The 25,267-nt window shown below is 57.9% G+C and carries 23 protein-coding genes; 10 read left to right on the top strand and 13 right to left on the bottom strand.

Annotated features, from left to right (window positions below; genetic code table 11):
* The first annotated feature begins 40 nt into the window (after window positions 1-40).
* From ACG74X_RS03770 to ACG74X_RS03760, 3 genes are all read left to right on the top strand, one after another.
* Window positions 41-1,375, top strand: coding sequence for a mechanosensitive ion channel family protein (locus ACG74X_RS03770; protein ID WP_411232799.1), 1,335 nt, complete (start codon window positions 41-43; stop codon window positions 1,373-1,375).
* A gap of 68 nt (window positions 1,376-1,443) precedes the next feature.
* Window positions 1,444-2,622, top strand: a complete 1,179-nt coding sequence (locus tag ACG74X_RS03765; protein WP_411232798.1) for an acetyl-CoA C-acyltransferase family protein — start codon at window positions 1,444-1,446, stop codon at window positions 2,620-2,622.
* Window positions 2,623-2,769: 147 nt separating this feature from the next.
* Complete coding sequence (locus ACG74X_RS03760) at window positions 2,770-4,911, top strand: response regulator (RefSeq protein WP_411232797.1); 2,142 nt, start codon at window positions 2,770-2,772, stop codon at window positions 4,909-4,911.
* Here ACG74X_RS03760 and yaaA read toward each other — a convergent pair.
* From yaaA to ACG74X_RS03745, 3 genes are all read right to left on the bottom strand, one after another.
* Window positions 4,896-5,675, bottom strand: a complete 780-nt coding sequence (gene yaaA, locus ACG74X_RS03755) for a peroxide stress protein YaaA (RefSeq protein WP_411232796.1) — start codon at window positions 5,673-5,675, stop codon at window positions 4,896-4,898. The two genes, ACG74X_RS03760 and yaaA, sit on opposite strands and share 16 nt — an antisense overlap.
* A 33-nt stretch (window positions 5,676-5,708) precedes the next feature.
* Window positions 5,709-7,751 (bottom strand): DNA helicase RecQ, encoded by a 2,043-nt coding sequence (recQ, locus tag ACG74X_RS03750; RefSeq protein ID WP_411232795.1) that lies wholly within the window; start codon window positions 7,749-7,751, stop codon window positions 5,709-5,711.
* Between the two features lie 94 nt (window positions 7,752-7,845).
* Window positions 7,846-8,139 (bottom strand): YggT family protein, encoded by a 294-nt coding sequence (locus tag ACG74X_RS03745; RefSeq protein WP_411232794.1) that lies wholly within the window; start codon window positions 8,137-8,139, stop codon window positions 7,846-7,848.
* Window positions 8,140-8,278: 139 nt separating this feature from the next.
* On the opposite strand from ACG74X_RS03745, the gene ACG74X_RS03740 reads away from it, so the two are divergent.
* The 6 genes from ACG74X_RS03740 to arfB all read left to right on the top strand — a co-directional run bounded on the left by ACG74X_RS03740 (window position 8,279) and on the right by arfB (window position 13,404).
* Window positions 8,279-8,824 (top strand): thioesterase family protein, encoded by a 546-nt coding sequence (locus ACG74X_RS03740; protein ID WP_411232793.1) that lies wholly within the window; start codon window positions 8,279-8,281, stop codon window positions 8,822-8,824.
* A gap of 60 nt (window positions 8,825-8,884) precedes the next feature.
* Window positions 8,885-10,225: an MFS transporter gene (locus ACG74X_RS03735; RefSeq protein ID WP_411232792.1), complete on the top strand. Its 1,341-nt coding sequence runs from the start codon at window positions 8,885-8,887 to the stop codon at window positions 10,223-10,225.
* On the top strand, window positions 10,222-11,145 hold the full coding sequence (gene mepA, locus ACG74X_RS03730; protein WP_411232791.1) for a penicillin-insensitive murein endopeptidase: 924 nt from the start codon (window positions 10,222-10,224) through the stop codon (window positions 11,143-11,145). The genes ACG74X_RS03735 and mepA overlap by 4 nt, the downstream gene beginning before the upstream one ends.
* Before the next feature lie 5 nt (window positions 11,146-11,150).
* Window positions 11,151-11,996 (top strand): esterase-like activity of phytase family protein, encoded by an 846-nt coding sequence (locus ACG74X_RS03725; RefSeq protein ID WP_411232790.1) that lies wholly within the window; start codon window positions 11,151-11,153, stop codon window positions 11,994-11,996.
* Between the two features lie 91 nt (window positions 11,997-12,087).
* Window positions 12,088-12,717: a queuosine precursor transporter gene (locus ACG74X_RS03720; RefSeq protein WP_411232789.1), complete on the top strand. Its 630-nt coding sequence runs from the start codon at window positions 12,088-12,090 to the stop codon at window positions 12,715-12,717.
* Between the two features lie 252 nt (window positions 12,718-12,969).
* The gene (gene arfB / locus ACG74X_RS03715) at window positions 12,970-13,404 is read left to right on the top strand and encodes an alternative ribosome rescue aminoacyl-tRNA hydrolase ArfB (protein ID WP_411232788.1); all 435 of its coding nucleotides are present in this window, start codon (window positions 12,970-12,972) and stop codon (window positions 13,402-13,404) included.
* Window positions 13,405-13,422: 18 nt separating this feature from the next.
* On the opposite strand, the gene ACG74X_RS03710 is transcribed toward arfB, so the two are convergent.
* From ACG74X_RS03710 to argH, 5 genes are all read right to left on the bottom strand, one after another.
* On the bottom strand, window positions 13,423-16,047 hold the full coding sequence (locus ACG74X_RS03710; protein WP_411232787.1) for a TIGR02302 family protein: 2,625 nt from the start codon (window positions 16,045-16,047) through the stop codon (window positions 13,423-13,425).
* A gap of 37 nt (window positions 16,048-16,084) precedes the next feature.
* Complete coding sequence (gene lysA, locus ACG74X_RS03705; RefSeq protein ID WP_411232786.1) at window positions 16,085-17,350, bottom strand: diaminopimelate decarboxylase; 1,266 nt, start codon at window positions 17,348-17,350, stop codon at window positions 16,085-16,087.
* Window positions 17,351-17,438: 88 nt separating this feature from the next.
* Complete coding sequence (locus ACG74X_RS03700) at window positions 17,439-17,756, bottom strand: DUF2834 domain-containing protein (RefSeq protein ID WP_411232785.1); 318 nt, start codon at window positions 17,754-17,756, stop codon at window positions 17,439-17,441.
* Window positions 17,756-17,929, bottom strand: a complete 174-nt coding sequence (locus tag ACG74X_RS03695; RefSeq protein WP_411232784.1) for a hypothetical protein — start codon at window positions 17,927-17,929, stop codon at window positions 17,756-17,758. The genes ACG74X_RS03700 and ACG74X_RS03695 overlap by 1 nt, the downstream gene beginning before the upstream one ends.
* A complete protein-coding gene (argH, locus tag ACG74X_RS03690) occupies window positions 17,926-19,317 on the bottom strand; it encodes an argininosuccinate lyase (RefSeq protein WP_411232783.1) in 1,392 nt (463 codons plus the stop codon). Before argH ends, ACG74X_RS03695 begins: the two co-directional genes overlap by 4 nt.
* A gap of 22 nt (window positions 19,318-19,339) precedes the next feature.
* Between argH and ACG74X_RS03685 the strand changes: the two genes are divergently transcribed.
* Entirely contained in the window at window positions 19,340-19,906 is a 567-nt protein-coding gene (locus ACG74X_RS03685) for a TlpA family protein disulfide reductase (RefSeq protein ID WP_411232782.1), read from the top strand.
* Between the two features lie 394 nt (window positions 19,907-20,300).
* Here ACG74X_RS03685 and ACG74X_RS03680 read toward each other — a convergent pair whose 3' ends face one another.
* From ACG74X_RS03680 to puhE, 5 genes are all read right to left on the bottom strand, one after another.
* On the bottom strand, window positions 20,301-20,960 hold the full coding sequence (locus ACG74X_RS03680; protein ID WP_411232781.1) for a sugar transferase: 660 nt from the start codon (window positions 20,958-20,960) through the stop codon (window positions 20,301-20,303).
* 79 nt (window positions 20,961-21,039) lie between these two features.
* The gene (locus tag ACG74X_RS03675) at window positions 21,040-22,356 is read right to left on the bottom strand and encodes a UDP-glucose dehydrogenase family protein (protein WP_411232780.1); all 1,317 of its coding nucleotides are present in this window, start codon (window positions 22,354-22,356) and stop codon (window positions 21,040-21,042) included.
* 131 nt (window positions 22,357-22,487) lie between these two features.
* Window positions 22,488-22,937: a c-type cytochrome gene (locus ACG74X_RS03670; protein WP_411232779.1), complete on the bottom strand. Its 450-nt coding sequence runs from the start codon at window positions 22,935-22,937 to the stop codon at window positions 22,488-22,490.
* 105 nt (window positions 22,938-23,042) lie between these two features.
* Window positions 23,043-24,257 carry a 5-aminolevulinate synthase gene (gene hemA, locus ACG74X_RS03665; RefSeq protein WP_411232778.1) on the bottom strand — a complete coding sequence of 405 codons (1,215 nt, stop codon included), beginning with the start codon at window positions 24,255-24,257 and terminating at the stop codon, window positions 23,043-23,045.
* A complete protein-coding gene (gene puhE / locus ACG74X_RS03660; RefSeq protein ID WP_411232777.1) occupies window positions 24,247-25,071 on the bottom strand; it encodes a putative photosynthetic complex assembly protein PuhE in 825 nt (274 codons plus the stop codon). Before puhE ends, hemA begins: the two co-directional genes overlap by 11 nt.
* Between the last annotated feature and the right edge of the window lie 196 nt (window positions 25,072-25,267).

Below are 25,267 nucleotides of genomic sequence, written 5' to 3'. Positions count from 1 at the left end.
CTGTGATGTAACCCTGCCCCGGCAGGAGCAGTAACACGGTATGGAAAACGACGTCCTCATCACCGAAGCGTTAACCGATTTTGCGCTTGGGTCGTTTACCTGGCTGCAAGGCTTTGCCGACAATCTGATCCGCCCCTGGAACGCCTACCAATTGGGGATCGCGGTTGGCGTGTTCATTGCCGCGCATCTTCTGGCGGCTGTGTTCAAGCCCCGTATGCACAAGTGGATGCGCTCGCGGTCGGGATGGCCCAAATGGCGCATGCGGGTTTTGATTGTCCTGCACCGTCGGCTGCGGATGATCATCTTCGTCGTCCTGATCTGGACCGTTGTGCTGATCATGCGCGAGGTCACATGGCCGTCCCGGTCCTATCTTTTGGGCATCATCGCAAATCTATCCGTGGCGTGGATGTCCATCGTGCTTGCGACACGGTTGATTTCCAATGCGCTGGTCCGGGGATTTGTGCGGTACGGGGTCTGGATTTGGGTCGCCCTGTCAATCACAGGCCTCTCCGACGAAGCACAATCACTGGCGGAAAGCATCGCATTCAGTCTGGGCGAGTCGCGATTTTCGCTGTGGATTGTCATCCAGGCAATTGTTCTGCTTGCAGCTCTTCTTGCCATTGCCCGCCTGATCAGCAGTTCAACCGCCACAACCATCCGCAAGAACAAAGATATTTCACCTTCGATGCAGGTGCTGGCGATCAAGCTTTTGCAGATCGCGCTATATGGGGCCGCGTTCTTTATGGCGTTGCGCATCGTTGGCGTTGATCTGACAGGGCTGGCCGTCCTGTCCGGTGCCATCGGTATCGGTATCGGGTTTGGCCTGCAGAAAGTTGTCTCGAACCTGGTGTCCGGTCTGATCATTCTGCTTGATAAATCCATCAAGCCAGGTGACGTGATCTCGCTTGGCGACACCTTCGGCTGGATCAATTCGTTGGGTGCCCGCTATGTCAGCGTGGTAACACGGGATGGTCGGGAATATCTGATCCCGAACGAAGACCTGATCACCGGGCAGGTGGTGAACTGGTCCCATTCCAACGAATTTGTCCGCCTCGATATCTATTTCGGCACCGCTTATCAGGACGATCCGCACCAGGTTCGTGACCTGGCAATCGCGGCGGCCAAATCTGTCGACCGGGTGCTCAGCTTCAAACCCCCGGTCTGTCACATTGTCGGGTTTGGCGACAGCTCTGTCGACTATATTCTGCGCTTCTGGATTCGCGACCCCACCGGCGGGCTGACCAACATTCGGGGCAATGTCTATCTGGCCCTGTGGGATGCGTTCCAAGAGCATGGCATCTCGATTCCGTTCCCGCAGCGCGAGGTCAAAATGCTTGAAGGGTCCACCTTGGCGACAAATGGTCCTGCCGACTGACGGAACGTTGTGGCTGACTCCGTCCGGACGGTTGCCCATACTGCGCACAACAGAATTGGGGGACATCCATGGCAGACGATATCGTAATCCTTGACGGCGCACGCACCGCGATTGGCACATTCGGCGGCGCGCTTGCCGGAACACCGCCGATTGATCTGGGCGCAACCGCGGCCAAAGCAGCGATGGAACGCTCTGGGGTCGAAGGCGGTCAAATCGGCACCGTCGTCTTTGGTCACGTCATCAACACCGAACCGCGCGACATGTACCTCAGCCGCGTCGCCGCCCTGCAGGCGGGCATTCCCGAGACAACGCCCGCGATGAACGTCAACCGTCTCTGCGGGTCAGGGGCGCAGGCGATTGTGTCGGCGATCCAGTCCCTGATGCTGGGCGATGCAGAGTTTGCCCTGGCCGGCGGAGCCGAGTCCATGAGCCGCGCACCCTACATCGTGCCGGACCAGCGTTGGGGGGCCAAGATGGGCGATATCCGCACGCTGGATATGATGCTGGGCGCGCTGAACTGCCCCTTCGGAACCGGCCACATGGGTGTGACGGCAGAAAACGTCGCGGCCGAACATGACATCACCCGTGACGCGCAAGACCAGTTTGCCATGACCAGCCAGGACCGCGCCGCCAAAGCGATCAGCGAAGGACGGTTTGCCAGCCAGATCGTGCCGGTTGACGTGAAAAAACGGCGCGAGGTCGTGCTTTTCGAGACGGACGAACATCCCAAGGCAACCTCGTTGGACACCCTTGGGGGATTGCGCACGGTGTTTCAGAAAGACGGCACAGTGACGGCGGGCAATGCCTCTGGCATCAATGACGGGGCTGCGGCCCTTTGCCTTTCAACAGCGGATGCAGCAACCAAGGCGGGGCTGACACCCAAAGCCCGGATATTGGGCTATGCTCACGCAGGGGTTCGCCCCGAGGTCATGGGCATCGGCCCCGTTCCCGCAGTCGAGGCGCTGTTGAAACGGACGGGGCTGTCCGTCTCGGATTTCGATGTGATCGAATCAAACGAAGCCTTCGCCGCGCAGGCGCTTGCGGTGAATAAGGGGCTTGGCCTTGATCCGGCCAAGGTAAATCCAAACGGTGGCGCGATCGCTTTGGGCCACCCGGTCGGGGCAACAGGTGCCATCATCACCGTAAAAGCGCTTTACGAGTTAGAGCGGATCGGCGGGTCGAAGGCGCTGATCACCATGTGTATCGGGGGCGGACAGGGCATCGCGTTGGCCATTGAGCGGCTTTGAGCGCCCTAAGCTGCCTAAAAAATAGGCGGTGTCACCCATGGGTAACCGCATAGGTTGTATTTCGGGCGCGGTTGGACTTTTCCAGCCGGGTTAATTTCTTCTTCACCATGATCTCCGACAGTTGCGTTAACGAATACGGAGGTCTTAATGAGTCTCGCCAACAAATTGGCCGAGGAACGTCGCGCGCGGCTTGCGGCGGAACGGCTTCTTGAACTCAAACAGGCTGAACTGTTTGCGGCCAATCGCAAACTGGGAACCCACGCACAACAGCTGAGCGAGGAAATCGTTGAAACCCGCGCCGAGGTGGCGATGGTGCGGGGCGAAAACCAGCGGGTGAAAACCGAACTTGGCGTCGCGCATGAAAAGATCCAGATCGCCGAACGCCGCCTGTGGCATTCGATCGAGACCATTCAGGACGGGTTTGCCTTTTTCGACAACGACAACCGCATGATTGTGGCCAACCGCGCCTATCTTGCCGTGTTCGAAGATATCGAAGAGGTGCAACCCGGCATCACCTATCCGCGCATCCTGCAATTGCTGACCGAGGAAGGCATCGTCAACATTGGCAACGAGCCACCGGCACATTGGCGCGCGCGAATGCAGGACCGATGGCAACAGGTTGATCCGAAACCGGTACAAATCGAACTGTGGAATGGTGAACACATCCGGATCTTTGACCGGCGCGGTCCATCCGGCGATATCGTGAGCCTTGCGCTTAACATCACCGAAAGCGTGCGCCACCAGGAACAACTGCACGACGCCCGCGTCCGCGCCGAGGCCGCGAACCGCGCGAAATCTGCCTTTCTGGCCAATATGAGCCACGAAATACGAACCCCGATGAACGGTGTGGTGGGCATGGCTGAACTGCTGAACGAAACCAGTCTGGACAGCGAACAGCGGTTGTTTGTCGAAACGATCAAAAATTCCGGCGAGGCGTTGTTGGTCATCATCAACGATGTGCTGGATTACTCAAAGATTGATGCAGACAAGCTGGTTCTGCATCCCGAACCCTTTGACCTTGAAAAAACCTTGCAGGATGTTGTGATGCTGATGCAGCCTATCGCACAGAGCAAGGGTATAACGCTCAGGATTGATTACGACATCTTTTTGCCAACCCGCTTTGTCGCCGATCCCGGCCGCATCCGCCAGATCATCACCAATCTGATGGGCAATGCGGTAAAATTCACATTAGAAGGCCACGTCTTGCTGCGCGTTGTCGGTGTGCCGGGGCCGGATGACAAAATCACCATGCACATCACCATTGAAGATACCGGAATCGGGATTGCGCCGGAAAAGGTGGATCATGTTTTCGGCGAATTCAATCAGGTCGAGGATGACCGCAATCGCCAATTCGAAGGCACAGGACTGGGACTTGCCATCACGAAACGCTTGATCGAATTGATGGATGGAGAGGTCTGGATCGAATCCGAAGAGGGTGTGGGCAGTTGTTTCGGGTTCCGGGTCAGCCTGCCTCCCGAGCACAATGAGACACATCTCCTAGAGCTACCCAAAAAGATGCAGCGCATTCTGGTGATTGAAGCCACCGATCACAGCGATCCTTTCTCTTTGGTCAATCAGGTCAGCGCGCTGGGCGGGCAACCTGTTGTCTGTGACACGCCCGAAGATCTGGCCAAAACTGCCCTTGATGACATGGGCATCACTCTTTTGGATCTGGACCCAAGCCATCCCGCCTTTGACTCGGTGCTTGAAACGCTGACTGCGCGCGCGACGAACGCCCCGGTTCTGTGTATCACATCCGACACAAAGGGCGTGCAGGACCGAGTTTCGGGAAAGGCTCATGTGCTTCAACGGCCCTTTTCCCGCGCCGCACTTCTGGACGCGATCAGACACACAACCCAGATGTCCAACGCGACACAGCGCATCGAAGCCCCGTCCGCACATCTGGCTCCGAAGGTGCTTTTGGCAGAAGACAATCGCGTCAACCGCATGGTCTTTAGCAAGATGATAGGCAAACTGGACCTTGATCTGCGCACGGCCAATGATGGGTTCGAGGCTGTTCAGGCCTTTAAGGATGACCGGCCGGACGTGATTTTCATGGACATCTCGATGCCCGGCATGGATGGAAAAGAAGCCACCGCCAAGATCAGAGAGATCGAGGGCAACGGGCCAAATGTGCCGATCATCGCCGTCACCGCACATGCCATGGATGGCGATAAGGAACAGATCCTTGCGGCGGGGCTGACCGACTATCTGACCAAACCGCTGCGCAAGGACGCCTTGCTTGAAAAGTTACAGGCCCATTGCCCGCGTGTTCAATTGGCGTCGTAGGGGCGCACGAACACCGGCTTGTCCGGCTCTGAAAGATCTTCGCGATAGCCATAGCCGCCGCTGTCGAAATCCAGCAGGCCCGCCGCGTCGGTCAGACGGTTCTGCACCACATACCGCGCCATCGCGCCGCGGGCTTTCTTGGCAAAAAAGCTGACGATCTTGGGGCCTTTGCCGTCGCCTTTGTCTTCCATGAACGCGGGTGTCACGATCCGCAGGCCAAGCGCCTTTGCTGGCACTGCACCGAAATATTCCTGGCTTGCACAATTGACCAGAGTGTCGGTGTTCACCTCCTGCGCCTGGGACTTCAGCTCTTTGGAGATCTGGTCGCGCCAATAATCATAAAGATTGCCCCCGCGCCGGGTTTTCAGGCGGCTGCCCATTTCAAGGCGATAGGCCTGAATCCCGTCCAGCGGGCGCAAAACACCGTACAGCCCTGATAAAATACGCAGATGATCCTGCGCCCAGCGCATTTCATCGGCATCGAGCGTATCCGCCTCAAGCCCCTGATAGGTATCGCCCGCAAAGGCAAGTGCGGCAGGGCGCAGATCGGCATCTGTTGGTGTTTCATCAAAATCGCGAAACCGGTCGCGATTCAGCTTGGCCAGATCATCGCTTAAATCCATCAACGATTTGAGATTTCCCAGCGTCAGATTGCGCGCGGTTTTGGCAAGGCGGTTGGCATCATCCTGAAAAACCGGCGTTGTCATGGTCACATCGCGTTCAGACCAGTCAAGCCGTTTGGCCGGGGAAATCACAACGAGCATGGCAGCACCCTTTCGGTTATCGTTTCACCGGATTTAGTCCGCCGCGCGCAGGACGTCCAGAAACGTCTGGGCAAAGCGTTCGGCGCGTCTCTCTCCGATGATACGCGCAATCCCGGTTTCATCGCCCGGTTTGGTCTGCGCCAGTTTGGCCAGCTGGCTTGCCTCGCAGGACATCGGCTTGAGCGTGCCGCACGATCCCCGCACCAGATCTGCCTGAGACGTCAAAAGGGCATCATAAACAGAGCCAGCGCCGCCCGATGCCAGTTTTCGCCGGGCCGGATGGGTGTCGGGCACATCCCCGGCAATCACTTCAAGAAAGGCCCGACCATAGCGTTCCAGTTTCTTGGCCCCAACACCATTGATGGCGGCCATTTGATCAAGCGTCTGCGGCCGGGTTTCGACCATTTCAATCAGGGTTCGATCGGGGAAAATAACGTAGGCGGGAACGGATTGGTCTTCGGCCAACGCGCGGCGTTTGGCCTTGAGCGCGGACATCAGCGGGGCGTCTTCGTCACTGACCAAAGTGCGGACTTTGGGACGGCGTTCGCTGGCGGCCTCGATGCTGTCGCGGCGCAGTTGGATCGCCGCCTCGCCACGCAGGATCGGGCGCGCGGCCTCGGTCATGATCAAAGCGCCGTGGCGGTCCGCGTCGGGGCGCATCAGGTCATGGCCCATCATCTGCCGGAACACCGCTTGCCATTCGCCACGTTTCAGATCGGTGCCAACACCAAAAGTCGGCAGAGCGTCATGGTTCCGTTGCAGCACTTTTTCGGTTTTGGCGCCCAGAAGAACATCAATCAAATGACCAGCCCCAAAACTTTCGCCGGTGCGCAGCGCGGCAGACAGGGCCTTGCGCACCGCTTGGGTGCCATCAAAGACGTCTGCCGGTTTGTCGCACAGATCGCAATTCCCGCAGCTGATGTCGTGTTCACCGAAATACCCAAGCAGCGTTTTGCGGCGACATTCCAACGCCTCGGCCAGCCCAAGAAGCGCATTCAGGCGGCCATGATCGGCATGGCGACGTTCCGGAGGGGCCAGCCCCTCGTCGATCTGGGACCGGCGCAGGCGGATATCATCGGCACCATACAGCGACAGCGTTTCGGCAGGTGCGCCATCGCGCCCGGCGCGGCCGATTTCCTGATAATAGGCTTCGATGGATTTGGGCAGATCAGCATGCGCGACCCAGCGGATATCGGGTTTGTCGACGCCCATGCCAAAGGCCACGGTGGCGACAACGATCAGACCGTCTTCGGTTGCAAACCGCGCCTCGACATGGCGGCGCTGATCCGCCTCCATCCCGCCATGGTAAAAGCAGGCTGTATGGCCTTCGGCATTCAGGGCCTGCGCCAAGGTTTCCGTCTTGGCCCGTGTGCCGCAATAGACGATGCCGGATTGGCCTTTGCGCGCAGCGGCAAAAGACATGATCTGTTGGCGCGGTTTGTTCTTGGGCGCAAACATCAGGTGGATATTGGGCCGGTCAAAGCCGCGCAGAAAGGTGCGGGGGGATTGGCCATCGAACAGGCGCGTGACGATTTCTTCCTGGGTTTCGGCATCTGCCGTCGCGGTGAAGGCTGCCAACGGCACATCCAGCGCGCGGCGCAGGTCGCCGATGCGCAGGTAGTCGGGGCGGAAATCATGGCCCCATTGGCTGACGCAATGGGCCTCGTCCACCGCAATCAGCGAAACGCCGGCTTGGCTCAACATCCGCTGTGTGCCGCCCGAGGCAAGCCGTTCGGGGGCGAGGTACAACAGCTTCAATTCGCCGGAATGAAGCATATCCCAGACCGCGTCGTTTTCTTCGTCGGTATTGGCCGAGGTCAACGCCCCTGCGGCAACACCTGCTTCGCGCAGGCCACGCACCTGATCGCGCATCAGCGCAATCAACGGCGAGATCACAACCGTGACCCCGTGGCGGGCCAGTGCAGGCAATTGAAAACACAGGGATTTTCCGCCACCTGTCGGCATGATGGCCAACACGTTTTCACCCTGTGTCACAGCCTCTACGATCTCGGACTGGCCGGGACGGAAGCTGTCGAATCCAAAGACATCCCGCAGAATGACATCTGCGTCGGGCATATCACGGGGCATGGGTGACCTGTCAGGTTCTTGCTATATCTGCTCTTAACCTGACAGTCTCATACTAAGGATGCGTGAACAAGCCTTAGCAGCGTCAGAAGCTGTAGAACCAGCCCGCATTGTTCGCCAGCACGATGCGGATGATGTAGACGCCGATCAGCGCCACGAGCGGGGCAAGGTCAATGCCGCCCATCGGGGGCAGGATGCGACGCAGGCGGGAATATAACGGTTCGAGTATGCGGTTCAACGCGTCCCAGATTTGCGCGACGATGGGCTGCCGCAGGTTCAGAACCTGAAAGTTGATCAGCCAGCTCATGATGACATGGGCGATGATAAAGAACCACACCACATCAAGAAGCAGCATAAGGATCTGGTAGAGCGATTGCATTGAACGGACTTCCTTTGTCAGTGCCTTGCCCACAGGTAGGCGCAAGCGGGCCGGAGAACAAGTCACTGACACTTGCCGCGAGGTCGCGGTTGACGCGACTGACGCTTGGGTCAACTAAGCGGCGAACAGGAGTTGAGTGATGTATCCTTTTATTCGGATGGGCCTTGGCCTTTGGAAAGCGCGCTCTGCGCCGCAGGTGGGCTTGTTTGGCACCTATGTGTCGCAGCACCGGTGTTGGCCCTGGGACATCGACATGTGGATGGAACTGAACAACGGGCGCACGCTGACGCTGTATGATCTGGGGCGCATTCCGCTGGCGCAGGTAAACGGGTTGATGTCACTGATCCGGCGCGAGCGCTGGGGGCTGACAATGGCCGGGGTTGTTGTACGGTATCGCCGTCGCATCCGCACGTTTGAGAGGTTTGAAATGCGCAGTCGGCTGCTGTGCTGGGACGCGCGGTTCATGTATATTGAGCAGACGATGTGGAAGGCGAATGGCGAATGTGCCAATCACGCCGTTTACCGATCTGCGGTGACAGATCGAAACGGGATCGTTGCCACCGATCATGTGATCAGCGCGTTGAACATGGGCGCACCCACATCGCCGGACATGCCCGCTTGGGTCGCAAAATGGCTTGAGGCCGAGGATATGCGGCCCTGGCCCCCCATGCAGGACGCGACTTAGCCACAACCCTGCTTGCCGCCTCCGCATTTCGCACCCATAACCCCGAAAAGGGGATTTTGAATGGCGGATGCATCTTTGCGCAAACGGATTTGGGGATGGTTCTTTTTTGACTGGGCCAGCCAGCCGTTCAACACGCTGCTGATCACCTTTATCTTTGCGCCCTATATCAAGGAATTGATGGGCGACGGAACCGCAGCACAGTCTGCCTGGGGGTTCGGCATTGGTGCCGCCGGTCTGGTGATTGCGGTGCTGGCCCCGGTTCTGGGGGCGTTGGCGGATACCGGCGGGAACAGGCTGCGCTGGATCTGGTTGTTTTCCGCAATGTATGTCATTGGCGCGGCCGGGCTTTGGTATGCAGAGCCGGGCAGCTTCAATCTGTTCACGATCATGACCTTTTTCGCGATTGGCATGATCGGAATGGAATTTGCGACCACCTTTACCAACTCTATGCTGCCGGATCTGGGCAAACCGGACGAGATTGGACGCATTTCCGGCAATGGCTGGGCCTTTGGTTATGTCGGCGGGTTGATCGCGCTGCTGATTATGCTGGCGTTCTTTGCCGACAATGCCCAGACCGGGCGCACATTGCTGGGGCTGGAGCCTGCATTTGGTCTGGATGCCACGATGCGGGAAGGCACGCGGTTTGTAGGGCCTTTGACGGCGATCTGGTTTGCCGTCTTTATGATTCCGTTTTTCCTGTATGTCCGTGACCCGAAAGCGCGCAAAGCTCCGAAAGGCGCGGTTCGTCAGGCTTTGCGGGATCTGCGCGGAACTCTGCAAAGATTGCCGCAGGATCGGTCGCTTTTCGCCTATCTTGGATCGGCGATGTTTTATCGCGATGCCTTGAACGGGATGTATGCCTTTGGCGGGATCTATGCGGCGGGAGTGCTGGGCTGGTCTGTGCAGAATGTCGGGATCTTTGGCATCATCGCGATCATCACCGGCGCGATTGCGGCGTGGTTTGGCGGCAAGGCGGATGCGCGGTTCGGGCCAAAACCTGTGATCATCGTCTGTATTCTGGCGCTGACCGCTGTGGCCATTGTGATCGTGATGATTTCGCGCGAGGCGATATTTGGCGTGGCGTTAAGTGACGGGTCCGCGTTGCCTGACATCGCATTTTACGTGATCGGGGCCGTGATCGGGGCCGCGGGCGGAGTGATTCAGGCGGCAAGCCGCACGATGATGGTGCGACAAGCCAACCCCGACCGCATGACCGAGGCGTTCGGCCTGTATGCTCTTTCGGGCAAAGCGACCAGTTTTCTAGCACCTTTGTTGATTGGCATCACCACATACGCCACTGGATCGCAGCAATTGGGCGTCAGCCCAGTGATAGGGCTTTTCCTGATCGGTCTTGTGTTGCTAGTCTGGGTGAAACCAAACGGGCAGCAGGCAGCAGGATGACACGGTTTTCTTTTCTGATCGGACTGACCTTTCTTTTGGCCGCCTGTGGTGACGCAGATGCACCCATCAACAGCGCATCAACCTCCGCCTCTGCGGCGCGTACCACCAGCGTGTTGAGCACGCGGCAGGCCAAGCAGTTGTTCGGCGGCGTGGGCGCGGCCTCGAACCAGTCACCGGCAGCCTATGGCGGATATGCCAAGGGATGCATGGCCGGGGGCGTGCAACTAGCCGAAACCGGCCCCACCTGGCAGGCGATGCGCCTGTCGCGGAACCGCAATTGGGCTCTGCCGGTCACAGTGGATTTTGTGCAGGACCTGTCCCGCATCGCAGCCAGAGAGCCGGGTTGGCAAGGGTTGTATATCGGCGATATGAGCCAGCCGCGGGGCGGGCCGATGCTGACCGGACATCGCAGTCATCAAAGCGGGCTGGATGCCGATATCTGGATGCGCGCGCCGGATCGTTTGACCCTGTCTCGTACCGAGCGTGAAAATATCTCGTCGATTTCGATGCGACGTTCGGCAGGGGCCTTTGTGAACGACAAGTGGACGCAATCGCACCACAATATCCTTAAGGCGGCGGCACAAGACCCACGGGTGGCTCGTATATTTGTGTTTCCAGGTGCAAAAGTAGCGATGTGCAACGCGGAAAAAGGCGATCGCAGCTATTTGCGCAAGATCCGCCCCTGGTGGGGGCATCATTACCATTTCCATGTGCGCTTGAACTGTCCGCGCGGCATGCGGGGCTGTGTTGATCAAGATCCGCCGCCGCGTGGGGATGGCTGTGCGGATGCGCAGCGTTGGGTGAACAACATTCTCAATCCGCCCCCGCCTGACCCGAATGCCCCACCACCGCGTCCACGTCGGGAATTGACGATGGGCGACCTGCCGGCACAATGCGCTGCTGTGCTGTCTTCCAACTGACCCCAGTGACCACCGGTTCAACCGAGACACTTGAGTCTGACCGTGTGCGGTTTCTGTCTTCGTTCGAGTGGCACAAAGACCGCAAGCCTTTCGGCGGCTACTCCGCGATCAAACTGGCACCGAATGGCAAAGATTTTGTCGTGTTGAGCGACCGGGGCCATGTGATCGAAGGATCGATCTTTCGGCACGAGGGAAAAATCATCGGATTGCGCAGCAAGGACATCGCACCCCTGCAGTTTCCACATTCGCTTTTTGGCAAGACCCCCAAAGCCGACACAGAAGGGATTGCACGCGATACGGCGGGGCGGCTTTATATCTCGTTCGAGCACGAAAACCGGATTGCGCGGCTGGACACAAACGGCGTGTGGTCTTTGTTGCCGGATCACCCGGAGATCCGGGATTTGCCCAGAAACAGAGGGTTGGAGGCGCTGGCCATAGCACCTGACGGGGCTGTGTTGGCCATTCCCGAAGTCTCTGACGGGTTGACGACACCGTTTACCGTGTACCGGTTTCGGGATGGCGCCGGATGGGACACCGCATTGCGACTTGCCCGGCATCCCGGTTTTCTGCCGGTTGGTGCGGATTTCGACGCCTATGGCAGATTATATGTTCTTGAACGCGGATTTGCCGGTTTTGGTTTTTTCAGTCAGGTTCGCCGATTTGATCTGAGGGACGCCGGACTTATGCAAGGAGAGATCCTTTTGACGACCGCCCCTCGCACGCATGACAATCTGGAAGGGCTGTCCATCTGGATGACAGAGGACAAAGCGCTACGGATGACGCTGGTGTCGGACGACAATTTCCAGCGCTTCCAGAAAACCGAGATCGTGGAATACGCTATCAGCAATTAACTTGTGCCTGTCAAAATGTCGCGCTATCCGTCGCGCCATTCCCGATGATCGGGAATCAAGTCCCCGCAACCTTGCTAAAACGGGAGCCGAAATGACTCGCACACATATCCCCGGCATTCTTGCCATGGCCCTCATCGTGTTGGCCTCGAACATTCTCGTACAGTTCCTGTTTGGAAATTGGCTCACATGGGGGGCGTTCACCTATCCGCTGGCCTTTTTGGTCACCGATCTGATGAACCGGCTTTATGGCTCTGGCCCTGCCCGTCAGGTCGTATTTGTCGGGTTTATCGTGGGAGTCTTTTGCTCTTTGGTGGGCACGCAGATTTCCGGAGAGTTTGGCCCGCTGGTGACATTCCGCATTGCTCTTGCCTCGGGCGTGGCGTTTCTGAGCGCGCAGCTGCTGGATGTCGCTATCTTTAACCGGATGCGCGAAGGCGCTTGGTGGCGCGCGCCTTTGGCATCTACCCTGATTGGGGCCACAGTGGACACGGCGTTGTTTTTCTCGATCGCCTTTTCCGCCGCATTGATCGCGTTGGAACCAGAAAACGATGTGTCCTGGGCGGGCGAGATGTTGCCACTGCTGGGCGTTGGTCCTGTCGCCCCTCTTTGGGTGTCACTTGCGGTGGCGGACTGGATGGTGAAAATCGCGCTGGCGTTGATTGCGTTGGTGCCTTTTCGACTCATCGTGCTGCATGTTCGCGGAAATACGTCGACATCCTAAAGATTTTTCTTGCAGTTATCTAAAACCGTGCCACCTTTAGCATGCGTTTTGAAACAGCTGAAAGGAGGTGATCCAGTGTCGAGAGAGGTATTGGAGAGAGGTGTCGGAACAGTTCGGGAGGCGCACATCTAGGGCAGTCCCTGGGTGATGAACTTTACGAATTGGTGAGGAACCTAACCGGACCCCACCTCCGTTTATTCTCGAAGGGCCATCGTTCATCGGTGGCCCTTTTTGTATGGGCGCTTTGGCGTTATGTCCCTTGGGATGATCATTGTCACGGATACCATCACCATCGAGGATTGGGAGCTGACGGAACAGTTTATCCGCGCGTCTGGTCCGGGGGGGCAGAACGTCAATAAAGTGTCCACCGCAGTCGAGCTGCGGTTTGAAGCGGAGCGGTCCCCGAACCTGCCTGGCCCGGTAAAAGCCCGTTTGCGGCGGATTGCCGGGCGCAAATGGACCAAAGACGGGGCGCTGGTGGTGCAAGTGGATGAAACGCGGTCGCAGGCCCGCAACCGCGAAATTGCGCGGGACCGACTTAAACAGATGATCCGGCAAGCCCTGACACCGCCGAAACGTCGCGTCGCGACAAAGCCAACCCTGGGATCAAAGAAAAGACGGCTCAAGGCGAAAAAAGTCAGGGGCGAGGTCAAAGCGCTTCGCGGCAAGATCGAGCCGGACAGTTAAGCCAAGGCACCGACCCGGTCAGAACCGGTCGAGCAGGCGTTCCAGATATTCCAGTTCTTCTGCGGGGCGCTCACCTTCACCAGAGCGACGGCGGATTTCGTCCAGAAGCTCGCGCGCCCGGCGATAGACGTCTTCACCTTGCAGCAGGCTTTCGTCAGACCCGATCTGGCCATTGGACCCGACATTGCGTCCAAGCGGGTCACGTTGCTGACCCGGATCAGTGCCCTCGGCCATACCTTGTTGGCCCTGCCCTTGCTGCTGCTGTTGCGCCATGGCTTCGCCCAGATTGCGCATCCCCTCGCGCAGAGCTTCCATTGCTTCGGATTGGTTGTCGATGGCACCAGCAAGATCGTTGTTGCGCAGCGCATCTTCTGCGCCTTCCATTGCGCCTTCGGCGCGGTCAAGCGCCTCGCGCGCGGCATCTCCGGCTTCGGTACCGGCCCCGGGCAGATTTTGCGACTGGCGGTTCAATTCCTGACGCAAAGACCGCTGGCGATCTGCCAGGCTTTCCTCAAGGCTTTGGCCCTGGCCGTTTTGACCCTGTCCCTGACCTTGCTGCTGACCATTCTGGCCTTGGCCATTCTGGCCCTGTTGCCCCTGACCTTGCTGGCCTTGGCCCTGCTGTTGACCGGGCTGCTGTCCTTGTTGACCCTGTTGTCCAGGCTGCTGGCCCTGCTGTCCCGGATTGAACTGTTCTTGCAGATCCCGGAATGCCTGATCGGACAGGCCTTGCTGGTCGCGCAGGGTTTCTGCCAGACCCTCCATCGCCTGTTCGCCCGGCGACTGCCCTTGCTGGCCCTGACCTTGCGTGACCTGCATGTTCTCCATCATCTGACGAAGCTGTTCGAGCGCTTCCTGCGCTTCGGCCATGCGGCCTTGTTCCATCAACTCCTGGATGCGATCCATCATCTCTTGCAGATCGCTCTGGCTCATTTCGATCATGTCTTGATTCTGGGTCATTTCCTGATCAGGGGTGTCCTGTTGCGCCTGACGCGACAACTGGCGCAGGTAATCATCCGTCGCGCGGCGCAGTTCCTGCATCAATTCGGCGATTTCCTGATCCGACGCGCCATTGCGCATCGCCTCGGACAACCGATCCTGCGCGCGCTGGAGCCGTTCGCGCGCATCGTCCAGATCACCCTCTTCCAAGCGAAGCGCAAGATCCCACATCGCCTTAGCAATTTCGGCCTGTTGATCATCGGTCATGCGGACCTGCGCCAAAGCCTCGACGCGGCGCAGAATGGTGCGCAGGCGCAGATAATCGGTGGCGGACCGGAAGGCGTCATCCGGACGATGCGAGATGGCCCGGATCAAAAGCCCCACATCCGCGGCATTGTCGCGGTTCCACAGGATAGAGCGCCGAAGCTCAATGATCGCAGCGGCCATCGGATCAAAAAACCGGCGGCCTGGCAGGGTGATCACCTCGGGGATCGCGTCACCGGTCTGACCGGCCTCATCACTGACGCTCAGGTTCAGAGTGACCGGCAGGTTTGCCCAGGGATGTTGCGAAAAATTATCGACAAGGGTTTCGGTAAAGTCGGACCGATCCCCCGCGATGGGCATCGGAAGCGACAATTCGATCACGGCCCGCGGTTCCGGATCAATGCGAAGACCATAGCGCCGATCCACTTCTGTCAGCGCAAGTTCAATTCGCGCCATGCCGTCGGCAACGCCATAATCGTCGCGTGCGGTGAACGGAATTTGGGCTTCGCCTTCGTAGCTGACCTCGATCTGTTCCTCGCGTGTGATTTCCGGGGCCTGGTCTGGCGTTGCGACAATTTCCCAATAGCGGCCGCCGGGGCCTTCGATTTCGATGCTGCCTGACTGGACAATGTCGAATTCCTGGGCGGTTTGAATCGACGCTTCGATTACGTCCTGTGCGGTGTCTGTCGGGGATGCTCTGCCGGAAATGGTTTCGCTGACGCTTAACGCGCCAACCTCTCCATAGAATCGCAAGGTGACGCGGCTGCCGACGGGCGTTTCCAAACGCGCGGCGTCGATGTCGTTCAGGTAGATGGACGGCAATCCGGTGTAATGCGGCGGCTCCAGCCAGCCTTCCCATGTGGGGCCAGAGGCAAGCGCCTGCCCGGTTGGGCCCATCGCAGACACGGATTGCACCCGCAATACCGATCCGAACACTGTCGCCACCAGCAAAGCGAGAACCGCAACATAGCGCAATGCGAACGGGTCCGCGCGCGACACACGCAAGTCAGGTTCCGCTGGCTTGGCGTCTTTGAGCCGGGCCGTCATGCGCGCCTGATGGGCCTTCCAGACCGCATGCGACGCGGCATCATCCGAGCCGATGGCCTGACTGTCCATTGCCGCCAGAATGGGATTGCCCGGCATTGTGGCATCCAGACGGGCGAGCGCTTCGGTTTGGGAGGGCCAGGAAAAGCGGCGCACGCCGCGGATCAGCGCCCAGACTGCCCCGCCTGTGACAAGCGCGAGTGCCGCCCACACGACTTGAACCGGCAACACATCCTGCAGCCCCAGCATCAGAAACGCCAAACCGGCGAAAATCACCGACCATAGCGGCCAGAAGGCCCGGACCACCGCCTCTGCTCCCATTCCCAGACGGGTGAGGAACAGCGGCCAGCGGATGGCAGTGCTGATGTCGTGGGGCAAGTTATCCCGTGTGGTCATTCCCATCTCCCGGCACGTGGACCGCGAGAGGGGCACCTCACAGCCATGGGGGGATGGTATCTCGATTTATGATTTCGTCAAAGTCCGGGCGCTCTCGGATGACGGCGAATTGATCACCCTTGGCCAGAACCTCGGGAACCAGCGGTCTGGTGTTGTATTCGCTGGCCATCACGGCCCCATAGGCCCCGGCAGACCGAAACGCGACCAGATCCCCATCGCGAAGCGGCGGCATCATGCGGTTTTTCGCAAACGTATCCCCGGATTCGCAGACAGGCCCAACGATATCATAGGGCTGCTGCTCAACGCCGGGCTTGGGTTCGATCAAAGGGACGATATCGTGATAAGCATCATACATCGCAGGACGGATCAGATCGTTCATCGCGCCATCGAGGATCAGAAACTGTCGGCCTTCGCCCTGTTTCACATAGATCACCCGACTGACAAGAATGCCCGCATTGCCCGCAATCAGCCGGCCCGGTTCAATTTCGATCTCGCAACCAAGGTGGCCAACAGTGCGTTTGATCAGCGCGCCATAGTCAGACGGCAAAGGCGGTGCTTCATTGTTGCGGGCATAAGGAATGCCAAGCCCGCCACCAAGATCAAGACGTTTGATCGTATGGCCGTCTGCCCGCAATTGCTCGGTCAGCTCGGCCACCTTTTGATAGGCCAATTCATATGGCGTCAGATCGGTGAGCTGCGATCCGATATGCACGTCGATGCCGATCACCTCGATCCCCGGAAGTGCGGCGGCTTCGGCATAGACTTCGCGTGCTTTGGCAATCGGGATACCGAACTTGTTCTCGGATTTACCGGTTGCGATCTTGGCATGTGTTTTGGCGTCGACATCCGGGTTCACGCGCACGGTGATCGGCGCGGTTTTGCCCAGACTGGTTGCGACTTCGGAGATTACCCGCATCTCGGGTTCGCTTTCGACGTTGAACTGACGAAGTCCGCCTTCAAGCGCCTGCCGGATTTCAGCGCGCGTTTTGCCGACACCGGAAAACACAATGCGGTCGCCCGGTACGCCCACGGCTTTGGCGCGCGCGTATTCGCCGCCTGACACCACATCCATGCCTGCGCCCAGCTCGGCCAGCGTTTTGAGGATGGCCTGATTGGACGCCGCTTTCATGGCGTAGCAGACCATGTGGTCCATCCCGTCCAGGGCCTGATCAAACAGTTGAAAATGCCGGGTCAGGGTTGCGGTCGAATACAGATAGAACGGCGTTCCAACGGACGCGGCGATATCTGACACGCGCACGTCTTCGGCGAAAAGCTCACAATCGCGATAGAGGAAATGATCCAAGACAGTCTCCAGACATCAGACCGCGACGCAGTAGCCGAGCGGCGTGGGTGTTACCACCCTTCTTCTTGTTCAAATATCGGATTCCCTGTCAGTCCACAGGACGCGACCGCAGGTACAGGTAAAGCGGCAATCCACAACTGACACCGATACAATAGGTGGCGGGTATGGCAATCAACGCTGACCAGTTTCGGCGCATCGCGACTTCGGCAATGATCCAAACAGTCAGAGTGATGGCGGCAATGGTCAGATCCCATGTCAATCCGGTGGTCGAATCGTTGACATACCACGCGTCAATCAAGGCCCCGAGGCTCCACGCGTTTGCCGCGAGGTAGGACATGAAATAATACATCGGGTGGATTGCACCCCAAACGGCAAGGGCAAGATAGATCCAGCGCATATACGTCATCAGAATCCCACTCCAACACTGACAGACCCGGTTTGCACGATCACCCCGGTTGATGTGCGTATGCCTTCAGAGCCGACAGACACCGTGGTGTTCACAGACGGGCGGATCGGATCACCTTCGGCACCACAGGCCGCAAGCACAAGCAGAGCCAGGATGAGCGGTGTGTGCTTCATTTCAGACGATCCTTCCAACGGGCGATTTGTTCGCGCACGCGGACAGGGGCGGTGCCACCATAGCTGGTGCGGCTGGCGACAGAATTGTGCACGCCAAGCACCTCGAACACCTCTGCTGTTATCCCGGCATGGACCGACTGCATGTCGTCAAGGCTCAGATCCGGCAAATCGCATCCCTTCTGTTCCGCCATCGCCACCAACGATCCGGTGACGTGGTGTGCATCCCGGAAGGGTAGGTCGAGTGCGCGCACAAGCCAGTCTGCAAGATCCGTTGCCGTCGAAAAGCCCGCGCTTGCGGCGGATTCCAGTGCTTCGATGTTCGCGGACATGTCTTTGACCATGCCTTCCATCGCAGCGAGCGCAAGCATCCAGTTGTCGGCGGCGTCAAACACCTGTTCCTTGTCTTCCTGCATGTCCTTTGAATAGGCCAGCGGCAGGCCCTTCATGACCATCATCAACGCCACATTAGCCCCAAAGATCCGACCGATCTTGGCACGGATCAGTTCCGCCGCGTCGGGGTTTTTCTTTTGCGGCATGATGGACGAGCCGGTCGAGAACCGGTCAGACAAGGTGACAAAGCGGAATTGGGCCGAGGACCAGATCACCAGCTCTTCGGCCATGCGGCTTAGGTGCATTGCACAGATGCTTGCGACGCTCAGAAATTCCAAAGCGAAGTCCCGGTCGCTGACGGCATCAAGGCTGTTGGCCATCGGGCGGTCAAAGCCAAGTGCCTTTGCCGTCATGTCGCGATCAATTGGAAACGATGTGCCCGCCAGGGCAGCGGCCCCCAAGGGCGATTCGTTCATGCGTTTCCGCGCGTCCTGAACGCGGGACAAATCACGCGCGAACATTTCGACATAGGCCATCATGTGATGACCCCATGTGACGGGTTGCGCGGTTTGCAGATGGGTGAAACCCGGCATCACCCAATCCGCGCCTGCGTCGGCCTGGGCCAATAATGCGCGCATCAGAGCCTGCAAACCGGCCTCTGCCGCGTCGAGTTGGTCGCGTACCCAAAGCCGGAAATCGGTTGCCACCTGATCGTTGCGCGACCGGCCCGTGTGCAAACGGCCTGCTGGTTCGCCAATTACCTCTTTCAGACGCGCTTCGACGTTCATGTGAATGTCTTCCAGCGCGGTTGAGAATGCAAAGTCACCTGTTTCAATCTCTGACAAAACAGTGAGCAAGCCTTCCCGCATCGCGTTTGCATCGCTAGATGTTACGATGCCTTGCGCGGCAAGCATTGCGGCGTGGGCCCTTGACCCGGCGATGTCTTGTGCCGCCATGCGTTTGTCGAACCCGATCGAGGCATTGATTGCTTCCATGATGGCATCGGGGCCGGCGGCGAAACGGCCTCCCCACATCTGGTTCGAGGATTTGTCGGACATGTCTTACCCCTTCGGAGGGAAAATGAAGAAAACGCTTGCCGCATTGCTCTATACGGGCCTCGTCACGCTTGCAAATCCGAGCTTTGCCGATCTGGCCGCAGCCGAAGCGATGCGCGACGGCGATATGAAAAAACTTGTCTTCCACAGCGAGGCACAGGCGGCTGGTACATCCGAATTCACCACCTTTGAGGGCGAGCCATTGTCGCTTGCCGCCTATGACGACAAATGGGTTCTTTTGAATTTCTGGGCGACATGGTGTGCGCCGTGCCGCAAGGAAATGCCAATGCTGTCGGAATTGCAGACGGAATTCGGCGGTGATGATTTTGAAGTGGTCACGATTGCAACGGGCCGCAACCCGCCTCCGGCGATGAAGACATTTTTTGAGGAAATCGGCGTCGAAAACCTGCCGCTGCACCGCGATCCGAAATCTGCGCTGGCGCGGGAAATGGGTGTTCTTGGGCTTCCCATCACGGTGATTCTGAACCCGGATGGCAAAGAGGTTGCGCGCTTGCGCGGTGACGCAGATTGGGCGTCGGATAACGCAAAAGCCATCCTGCGCACGATTCTTGGCCAAGAAAGCGCTGGCTGACTTCGGCAGCTGAAACGGTTTGTGCGATCACCCTGTTCGCAGGAGCGTGGATGCGTCCCCAAACGCAGACCCGGCACACAGCACTTCACCTCGGTTCATGAGTTGTAGCTGCAAAGTCGCGCCCCCGCGCGTGCCGATTGTCCTAGATCCAACGCTCCTGCGCCACAGTGCTGGACATATCCTGCGTCGTTGTTCCGAAAGATTCGGCATCCGTGAGCAAAGAGAGAGTTAGGATGTGGTCAGAGACCCGACGCATGAATATTTCCTGTGATCAGGCCCCCGCCCGATAAAATCGTATTTGTCAGAAATGTGGCACACAGCCAAGCGTTTTGCCTTTTTCGCCGGATTTGAGGCAGTTTAGGGATACAATGGCGTGATACCGCAAGGATTGTTTTCACTGAGTCGGCAATCGCGCCCAGATTCGAGCATTTTTTGGACGGAACATTGTTGAGAAAGACAGAATCATTCGCAGCGTTTGCAGCACAATAAAGATATCAGACACCGCTGTGCGCTTGCGCGCGTAGGCCAGATCAATCGACACACGTTGGCGAAGAATATGATCAACATAAACGGTCTCAACCGCGGGCACGGTGCTGGTATGGTCAAGCAAGCGACGTTCCAGAATGCGTGTTTTCAGCGTGCCATCTCCGGTGATCCCGGGCAGGTCACGCAAGATGGTTTCGAAACGATCAGGATATTGGCACACCATCCGGGGCGTCGGGGGCCGGGTCCCGACGATACGCATATCACCTTTCAGGACATTGAGCAGCTGAGGCAGCTCGTCCAGTCGCAATTGCCGCAGCACAAAGCCCAGTCGCGTGATCTCTGACGCCTTTGATGCAGATGTCGGCAAACCATCGTCGCTGCCCCGCATTGTGCGCAATTTCCACATCGTAAAGGGCTGGTTCGCCCCCTTCATACGGCGCGCGCCAAAGATCGGGGGATGGCGATCGCAAATCGCAATGCAGATCATACACAAAATGATGATGGGCCACGTCAAAAGCAGACTGACCCCGGCAACGCAGATATCAAAAAGCCTGTCTGAAACGCGCATATGCCTGAACCAACTTTCCTAAGTTGGTCCAGACTGATCAAATTGTCGTTAATGCCCGGTTAACCCGGAGCAATGACCTTTACTGAAACCCAATGCGCCCAACGCTTTCATAGGCTACAAACCCGGCATCTTTTGCGACGTTTGCGTTGTAGATATTGCGCAGATCCGCCATCGCGGGGCGATCCATGGACTCTGCGATCTGCACCAGATCCAAGGCGCGAAATTCGTTCCATTCCGTCAAAAGAACAAGCAAGTCAGCGCTTTTGACAGCCTGGTATGGATCATCCAGCCAGGTCACCCCCGGCAACAACGCTTCGCCTTCATGTTGTCCCTGCGGATCACAGACCCGCACTTTCGCGCCGCCGCCGACCAACGCGGGCACGATTGTCAGCGATGGCGCGTCGCGCATATCGTCGGTGTTTGGTTTGAACGTGACACCCAGCACGGCAACGGTTTTGCCATTGAAGGACCCATCACACAGATCCTGCAGCTTTTCGATCATTCGGCGCTTGATGTCTTCATTCACGGCGATGACCGCCTCTGTGATATGCATCGGGCTGGCATGATCCTGCCCGATCCGCGCCAAAGCTTTGGTGTCTTTCGGAAAACAAGAGCCGCCATATCCCGGCCCCGCATGCAGGAACTTGTTGCCGATACGGTTGTCCATCCCCATGCCTTTGGATACCTGCTTCACATCAGCGCCCACCCGTTCACACAACGCCGCGATTTCGTTGATAAAGGTGATCTTGGTCGCAAGAAACGCATTCGCCGCGTATTTGATCATCTCGGCGGATTCCAGATCGGTGGTCACGATCGGGAAATCCCGCAGGTATAGCGGACGGTAAATCTCGGACATCACGGCGGCCGCACGATCCGTCTGGATGCCCACAACAACGCGGTCGGGCTTCATGAAATCATCAATCGCGGCCCCTTCGCGCAGGAATTCGGGGTTGGACGCAACATCGAAATCAAGATCGGGGTTCGCCGCAGACACCACCTCGCGCAGTTTGCGATTTGTCCCGACAGGCACTGTTGATTTCGTGACGATCACAACATAACCCTTTGCCGCCTTGGCAATCTCTTGCGCCGCCGCCATTACATAGGTCAAGTCAGCATGCCCATCCCCGCGGCGTGTCGGTGTTCCCACAGCGATGAAAACCGCATCTGCCCCGTCAATCGCGGCAGATAAATCCTGGGTGAATTCCAAACGACCCGCCTCGACGTTCTTGGCCATCAGCGTGTCCAGACCGGGTTCATAAATCGGAACGTCACCGCGTTCGAGCATGTCGATCTTGTTCGGGTCTTTGTCGACACACACAACATTGTGGCCAAAATCCGAAAAACATACCCCGGATACGAGCCCAACATATCCCGTGCCAATCATCGCAATTTTCATGAACCTGCCCTTTTTGAGTGGTGGTGTTTTGCGCCCCGGAGCTTTTTGGGTCAACTCTGACCAATGGTGGACGCAAAAGAAAAGGGCGCGCTGTGACAGCGCGCCCCGTTCCAGACTTATAAAATCTTACGTTACGACCCGGTGTCTTCCATCTCGGGGCCGACCGATACGAGGTATGCGTAAACGTCTTCCATACCTTTGCGCAGGCGGTACGACATTTTTGACCGCGCGCCTTTGTCATCCAGATATTCTGCCAGGAATTTCTTGGGATCCTGAACGTAGGCTACAAATGTTTCCTCGTCCCAAACAAGACCAGCTTCGCCCGCTGCAACAAGGCTGTCACCATAGCGGAAGTCTTCCTGAGTGCCGGCTTGCTTACCGATGATGCCATAAAGGTTCGGGCCTGTGCGGCCACCCTTGACGATCTCGGTGCCGTCATCGGCAACAATCATGTGGCATGATTTGCACTTGTTGTATTCTTTTGCGCCCGCTTCAGCATCACCGGATCCGGCATGGCTGTCTGCGAATGCTGCACCGCCCAGCGTGAGTGCTGTAGCTGCGGTTGCGACCAAAAGCTTCATATCAAACTCCTTTTACGTGTCCGTTTGCACGATACCCTACACAATTATCATAAACCAACGGGAATTCCATTGGTTCTGTATCACTCCGTCGCGATCAGTATCGCGTTAAGCGACCTCGTGCGAAATAGCGCATTGTTTCCAAAGGGTTGAGAGAGCCATTACCAGATGTTCGATGTCTGCGTCAGTGTGAAGCGGACCTGGCGTAAAGCGCAATCGCTCTGTGCCTTTGGGCACTGTTGGATAGTTGATGGGCTGAACATAGATTCCATATTCCTGCATCAGAATATCCGCCAGCATCCGGCATTTGACCGGGTCCTTGATCATCACGGGGATGATGTGACTGGGATTTTCAAGATGGGGGATACCCATCGCGTCTAGCCGCTGGCGCAAATGTGCGACTTGCGCCTTTTGCTTGTCCCGTTCGACACTGCTTTGCTTCAGGTGCTGGATCGAGGTCCGTGCAGCCGCAGCCACAGCCGGCGGAAGCGCGGTGGTAAAGATAAACCCACTGGCGAAAGACCGCACAAAATCACACATCGCGTCAAAGCCGGTGATGTAGCCGCCCATAACGCCGAACGCCTTGCCCAGTGTGCCTTCGATCAACGTGATCCGATCCGCGAGTCCCTCGCGTTCTGACACACCACCGCCGCGTGGACCGTACATGCCCACGGCGTGAACCTCATCCAGATACGTCAGCGCGCCATGCTTTTCAGCCACGTCCACGATCTCGTTCATCGGGCAAATATCGCCGTCCATTGAATAGACCGATTCAAACGCCACGATCTTGGTCGCGTTTACCGGCAAGGCTGCCAGCTTGCGGTCCAGATCCTCTGGATCATTATGTTTCCAGATCACCTTGTTGCAACGCGCGTGACGGATGCCTTCGATCATCGACGCGTGGTTCAATTCATCCGACAAAATCACCGCGTCCGGAAGCCGAGAGCCAAGCGTCGACAAGGCCGCCCAGTTTGACACATAGCCAGAGGTGAACAAGAGCGCTGATTCCTTGCCATGCAGGTCCGCCAACTCCGCCTCCAGCAATTTGTGCTGGTGATTTGTACCGGAAATATTCCGCGTGCCGCCAGCGCCACAGCCATTCTCGGCCACCGCATCCTGCATCGATTTGATCACCTTGGGGTGCTGGCCCATGCCAAGATAGTCGTTGGAACACCAAACCGTCACCTCGTCGGGACAATCCTCATCATGGCTCTTGGCCTTCGGGAAAGCGCCACACTTGCGCTCAAGCTCGGCAAAAATACGATAATTCCCCTCATTCTTAAGGGTGTCGAGCTGGGCATTGAACAAGCTGTCAAAGTCCATGGGCGTCCTCCGTTCTTCGTAGTGTCTTGTCTTGTTGTTGTGGTTTGGGCGCGGGCAACATCCAGCGCCAGAGTTTCTCGTCGGGCAAGGGCAGAACCATGAACCAATGCTCCAGCAGCGCAAGCGCGGTTATGGCGGCCAACAGGGCAAAGCCGACCACGTCACCTTGTGTGTCTGACGCAAAAATCCGTTCGATCCAGCATCCCACTGCAAAGGTCAGCGCGCTGATCGAGATCGGGAAAAGCCAGTTCATCTTGGCGTGCCGGAAATGGCTGGGCAAGTGGGCCAAAGGTTGCGGAAGGAATTCGGTGTTGATCTTGGGCACACCCAGAAACAGGTTCAGCTTGGCTGACACGCGGGCAAAAAACAGCACCGCAAAAGTCCAGAACCCAAACGTATTCTCGGCCTCATATGTGTAAAGCCAGATTGCCGCCAATGTTCCCGCCAGAAGCATCTCGTGATAGGCGATTGTGCCCCAGGCGCGGATGAACCGCTCCCATTCCGGGATATCATCGCGGCAAACCATCCGGTTTGGACCGATGATCGTCCCGGTCAGGAACGCCATTTCGATCCATCCCCAAAGCGCCAGCGCCGCAAGAAAGCCGTGATAGGCCGACGCCACATTCGTGCCAGTCGCGCTGACCCAGATGCCATAGGCCCCCAGAAGGAACACAGGAAACGCGGCCATGGTCAGCGCCTGACCAAACCGCATCCCACGCCGATCCGCATATTTCACAACCATCAGGATCGCCCCAGTGGAAAACCACCAGAGAAAAAGCGCCACGAGGGCTGCAATCCAAGGGTCACCTAACACGCGTTTCTATCCTTCTTCTTTTTCCAAATATGCCGGGGGGTGTGGGGGGCTGGCCCCCCACCCGGTCGCCGCCCGAAGGCGGCGAAACCGTTCAATATGAAGGCTCCAACCGCGTCACGGCGGGCACTTTGTGTTTTTTCACCGGAATGAAGTAGAGGGACACGAAACAAGACGCAGCATTGGCCGCNCGCCCCCC

The sequence above is a fragment of the Marivita sp. S0852 genome (assembly GCF_046591575.1).
Lineage (GTDB): Bacteria > Pseudomonadota > Alphaproteobacteria > Rhodobacterales > Rhodobacteraceae > Marivita.
This window is presented reverse-complemented; position numbering and strand designations above follow the sequence as displayed.

Coding starts and splice junctions, on each gene's coding strand:
- ACG74X_RS03720 (WP_411232789.1), top strand. CDS start 12,088: ATGACTCGCACACATATCCCCGGCATTCTTGCCATGGCCCTCATCGTG.
- ACG74X_RS03740 (WP_411232793.1), top strand. CDS start 8,279: ATGTATCCTTTTATTCGGATGGGCCTTGGCCTTTGGAAAGCGCGCTCT.
- mepA (WP_411232791.1), top strand. CDS start 10,222: ATGACACGGTTTTCTTTTCTGATCGGACTGACCTTTCTTTTGGCCGCC.
- ACG74X_RS03770 (WP_411232799.1), top strand. CDS start 41: ATGGAAAACGACGTCCTCATCACCGAAGCGTTAACCGATTTTGCGCTT.
- arfB (WP_411232788.1), top strand. CDS start 12,970: ATGTCCCTTGGGATGATCATTGTCACGGATACCATCACCATCGAGGAT.
- ACG74X_RS03675 (WP_411232780.1), bottom strand. CDS start 22,356: ATGAAAATTGCGATGATTGGCACGGGATATGTTGGGCTCGTATCCGGG.
- yaaA (WP_411232796.1), bottom strand. CDS start 5,675: ATGCTCGTTGTGATTTCCCCGGCCAAACGGCTTGACTGGTCTGAACGC.
- ACG74X_RS03735 (WP_411232792.1), top strand. CDS start 8,885: ATGGCGGATGCATCTTTGCGCAAACGGATTTGGGGATGGTTCTTTTTT.
- hemA (WP_411232778.1), bottom strand. CDS start 24,257: ATGGACTTTGACAGCTTGTTCAATGCCCAGCTCGACACCCTTAAGAAT.
- ACG74X_RS03765 (WP_411232798.1), top strand. CDS start 1,444: ATGGCAGACGATATCGTAATCCTTGACGGCGCACGCACCGCGATTGGC.
- ACG74X_RS03700 (WP_411232785.1), bottom strand. CDS start 17,756: ATGACGTATATGCGCTGGATCTATCTTGCCCTTGCCGTTTGGGGTGCA.
- ACG74X_RS03760 (WP_411232797.1), top strand. CDS start 2,770: ATGAGTCTCGCCAACAAATTGGCCGAGGAACGTCGCGCGCGGCTTGCG.
- ACG74X_RS03745 (WP_411232794.1), bottom strand. CDS start 8,139: ATGCAATCGCTCTACCAGATCCTTATGCTGCTTCTTGATGTGGTGTGG.
- ACG74X_RS03680 (WP_411232781.1), bottom strand. CDS start 20,960: ATGCGCGTTTCAGACAGGCTTTTTGATATCTGCGTTGCCGGGGTCAGT.
- argH (WP_411232783.1), bottom strand. CDS start 19,317: ATGTCCGACAAATCCTCGAACCAGATGTGGGGAGGCCGTTTCGCCGCC.
- ACG74X_RS03685 (WP_411232782.1), top strand. CDS start 19,340: ATGAAGAAAACGCTTGCCGCATTGCTCTATACGGGCCTCGTCACGCTT.
- ACG74X_RS03710 (WP_411232787.1), bottom strand. CDS start 16,047: ATGACCACACGGGATAACTTGCCCCACGACATCAGCACTGCCATCCGC.
- ACG74X_RS03670 (WP_411232779.1), bottom strand. CDS start 22,937: ATGAAGCTTTTGGTCGCAACCGCAGCTACAGCACTCACGCTGGGCGGT.
- ACG74X_RS03695 (WP_411232784.1), bottom strand. CDS start 17,929: ATGAAGCACACACCGCTCATCCTGGCTCTGCTTGTGCTTGCGGCCTGT.
- recQ (WP_411232795.1), bottom strand. CDS start 7,751: ATGCCCGACGCAGATGTCATTCTGCGGGATGTCTTTGGATTCGACAGC.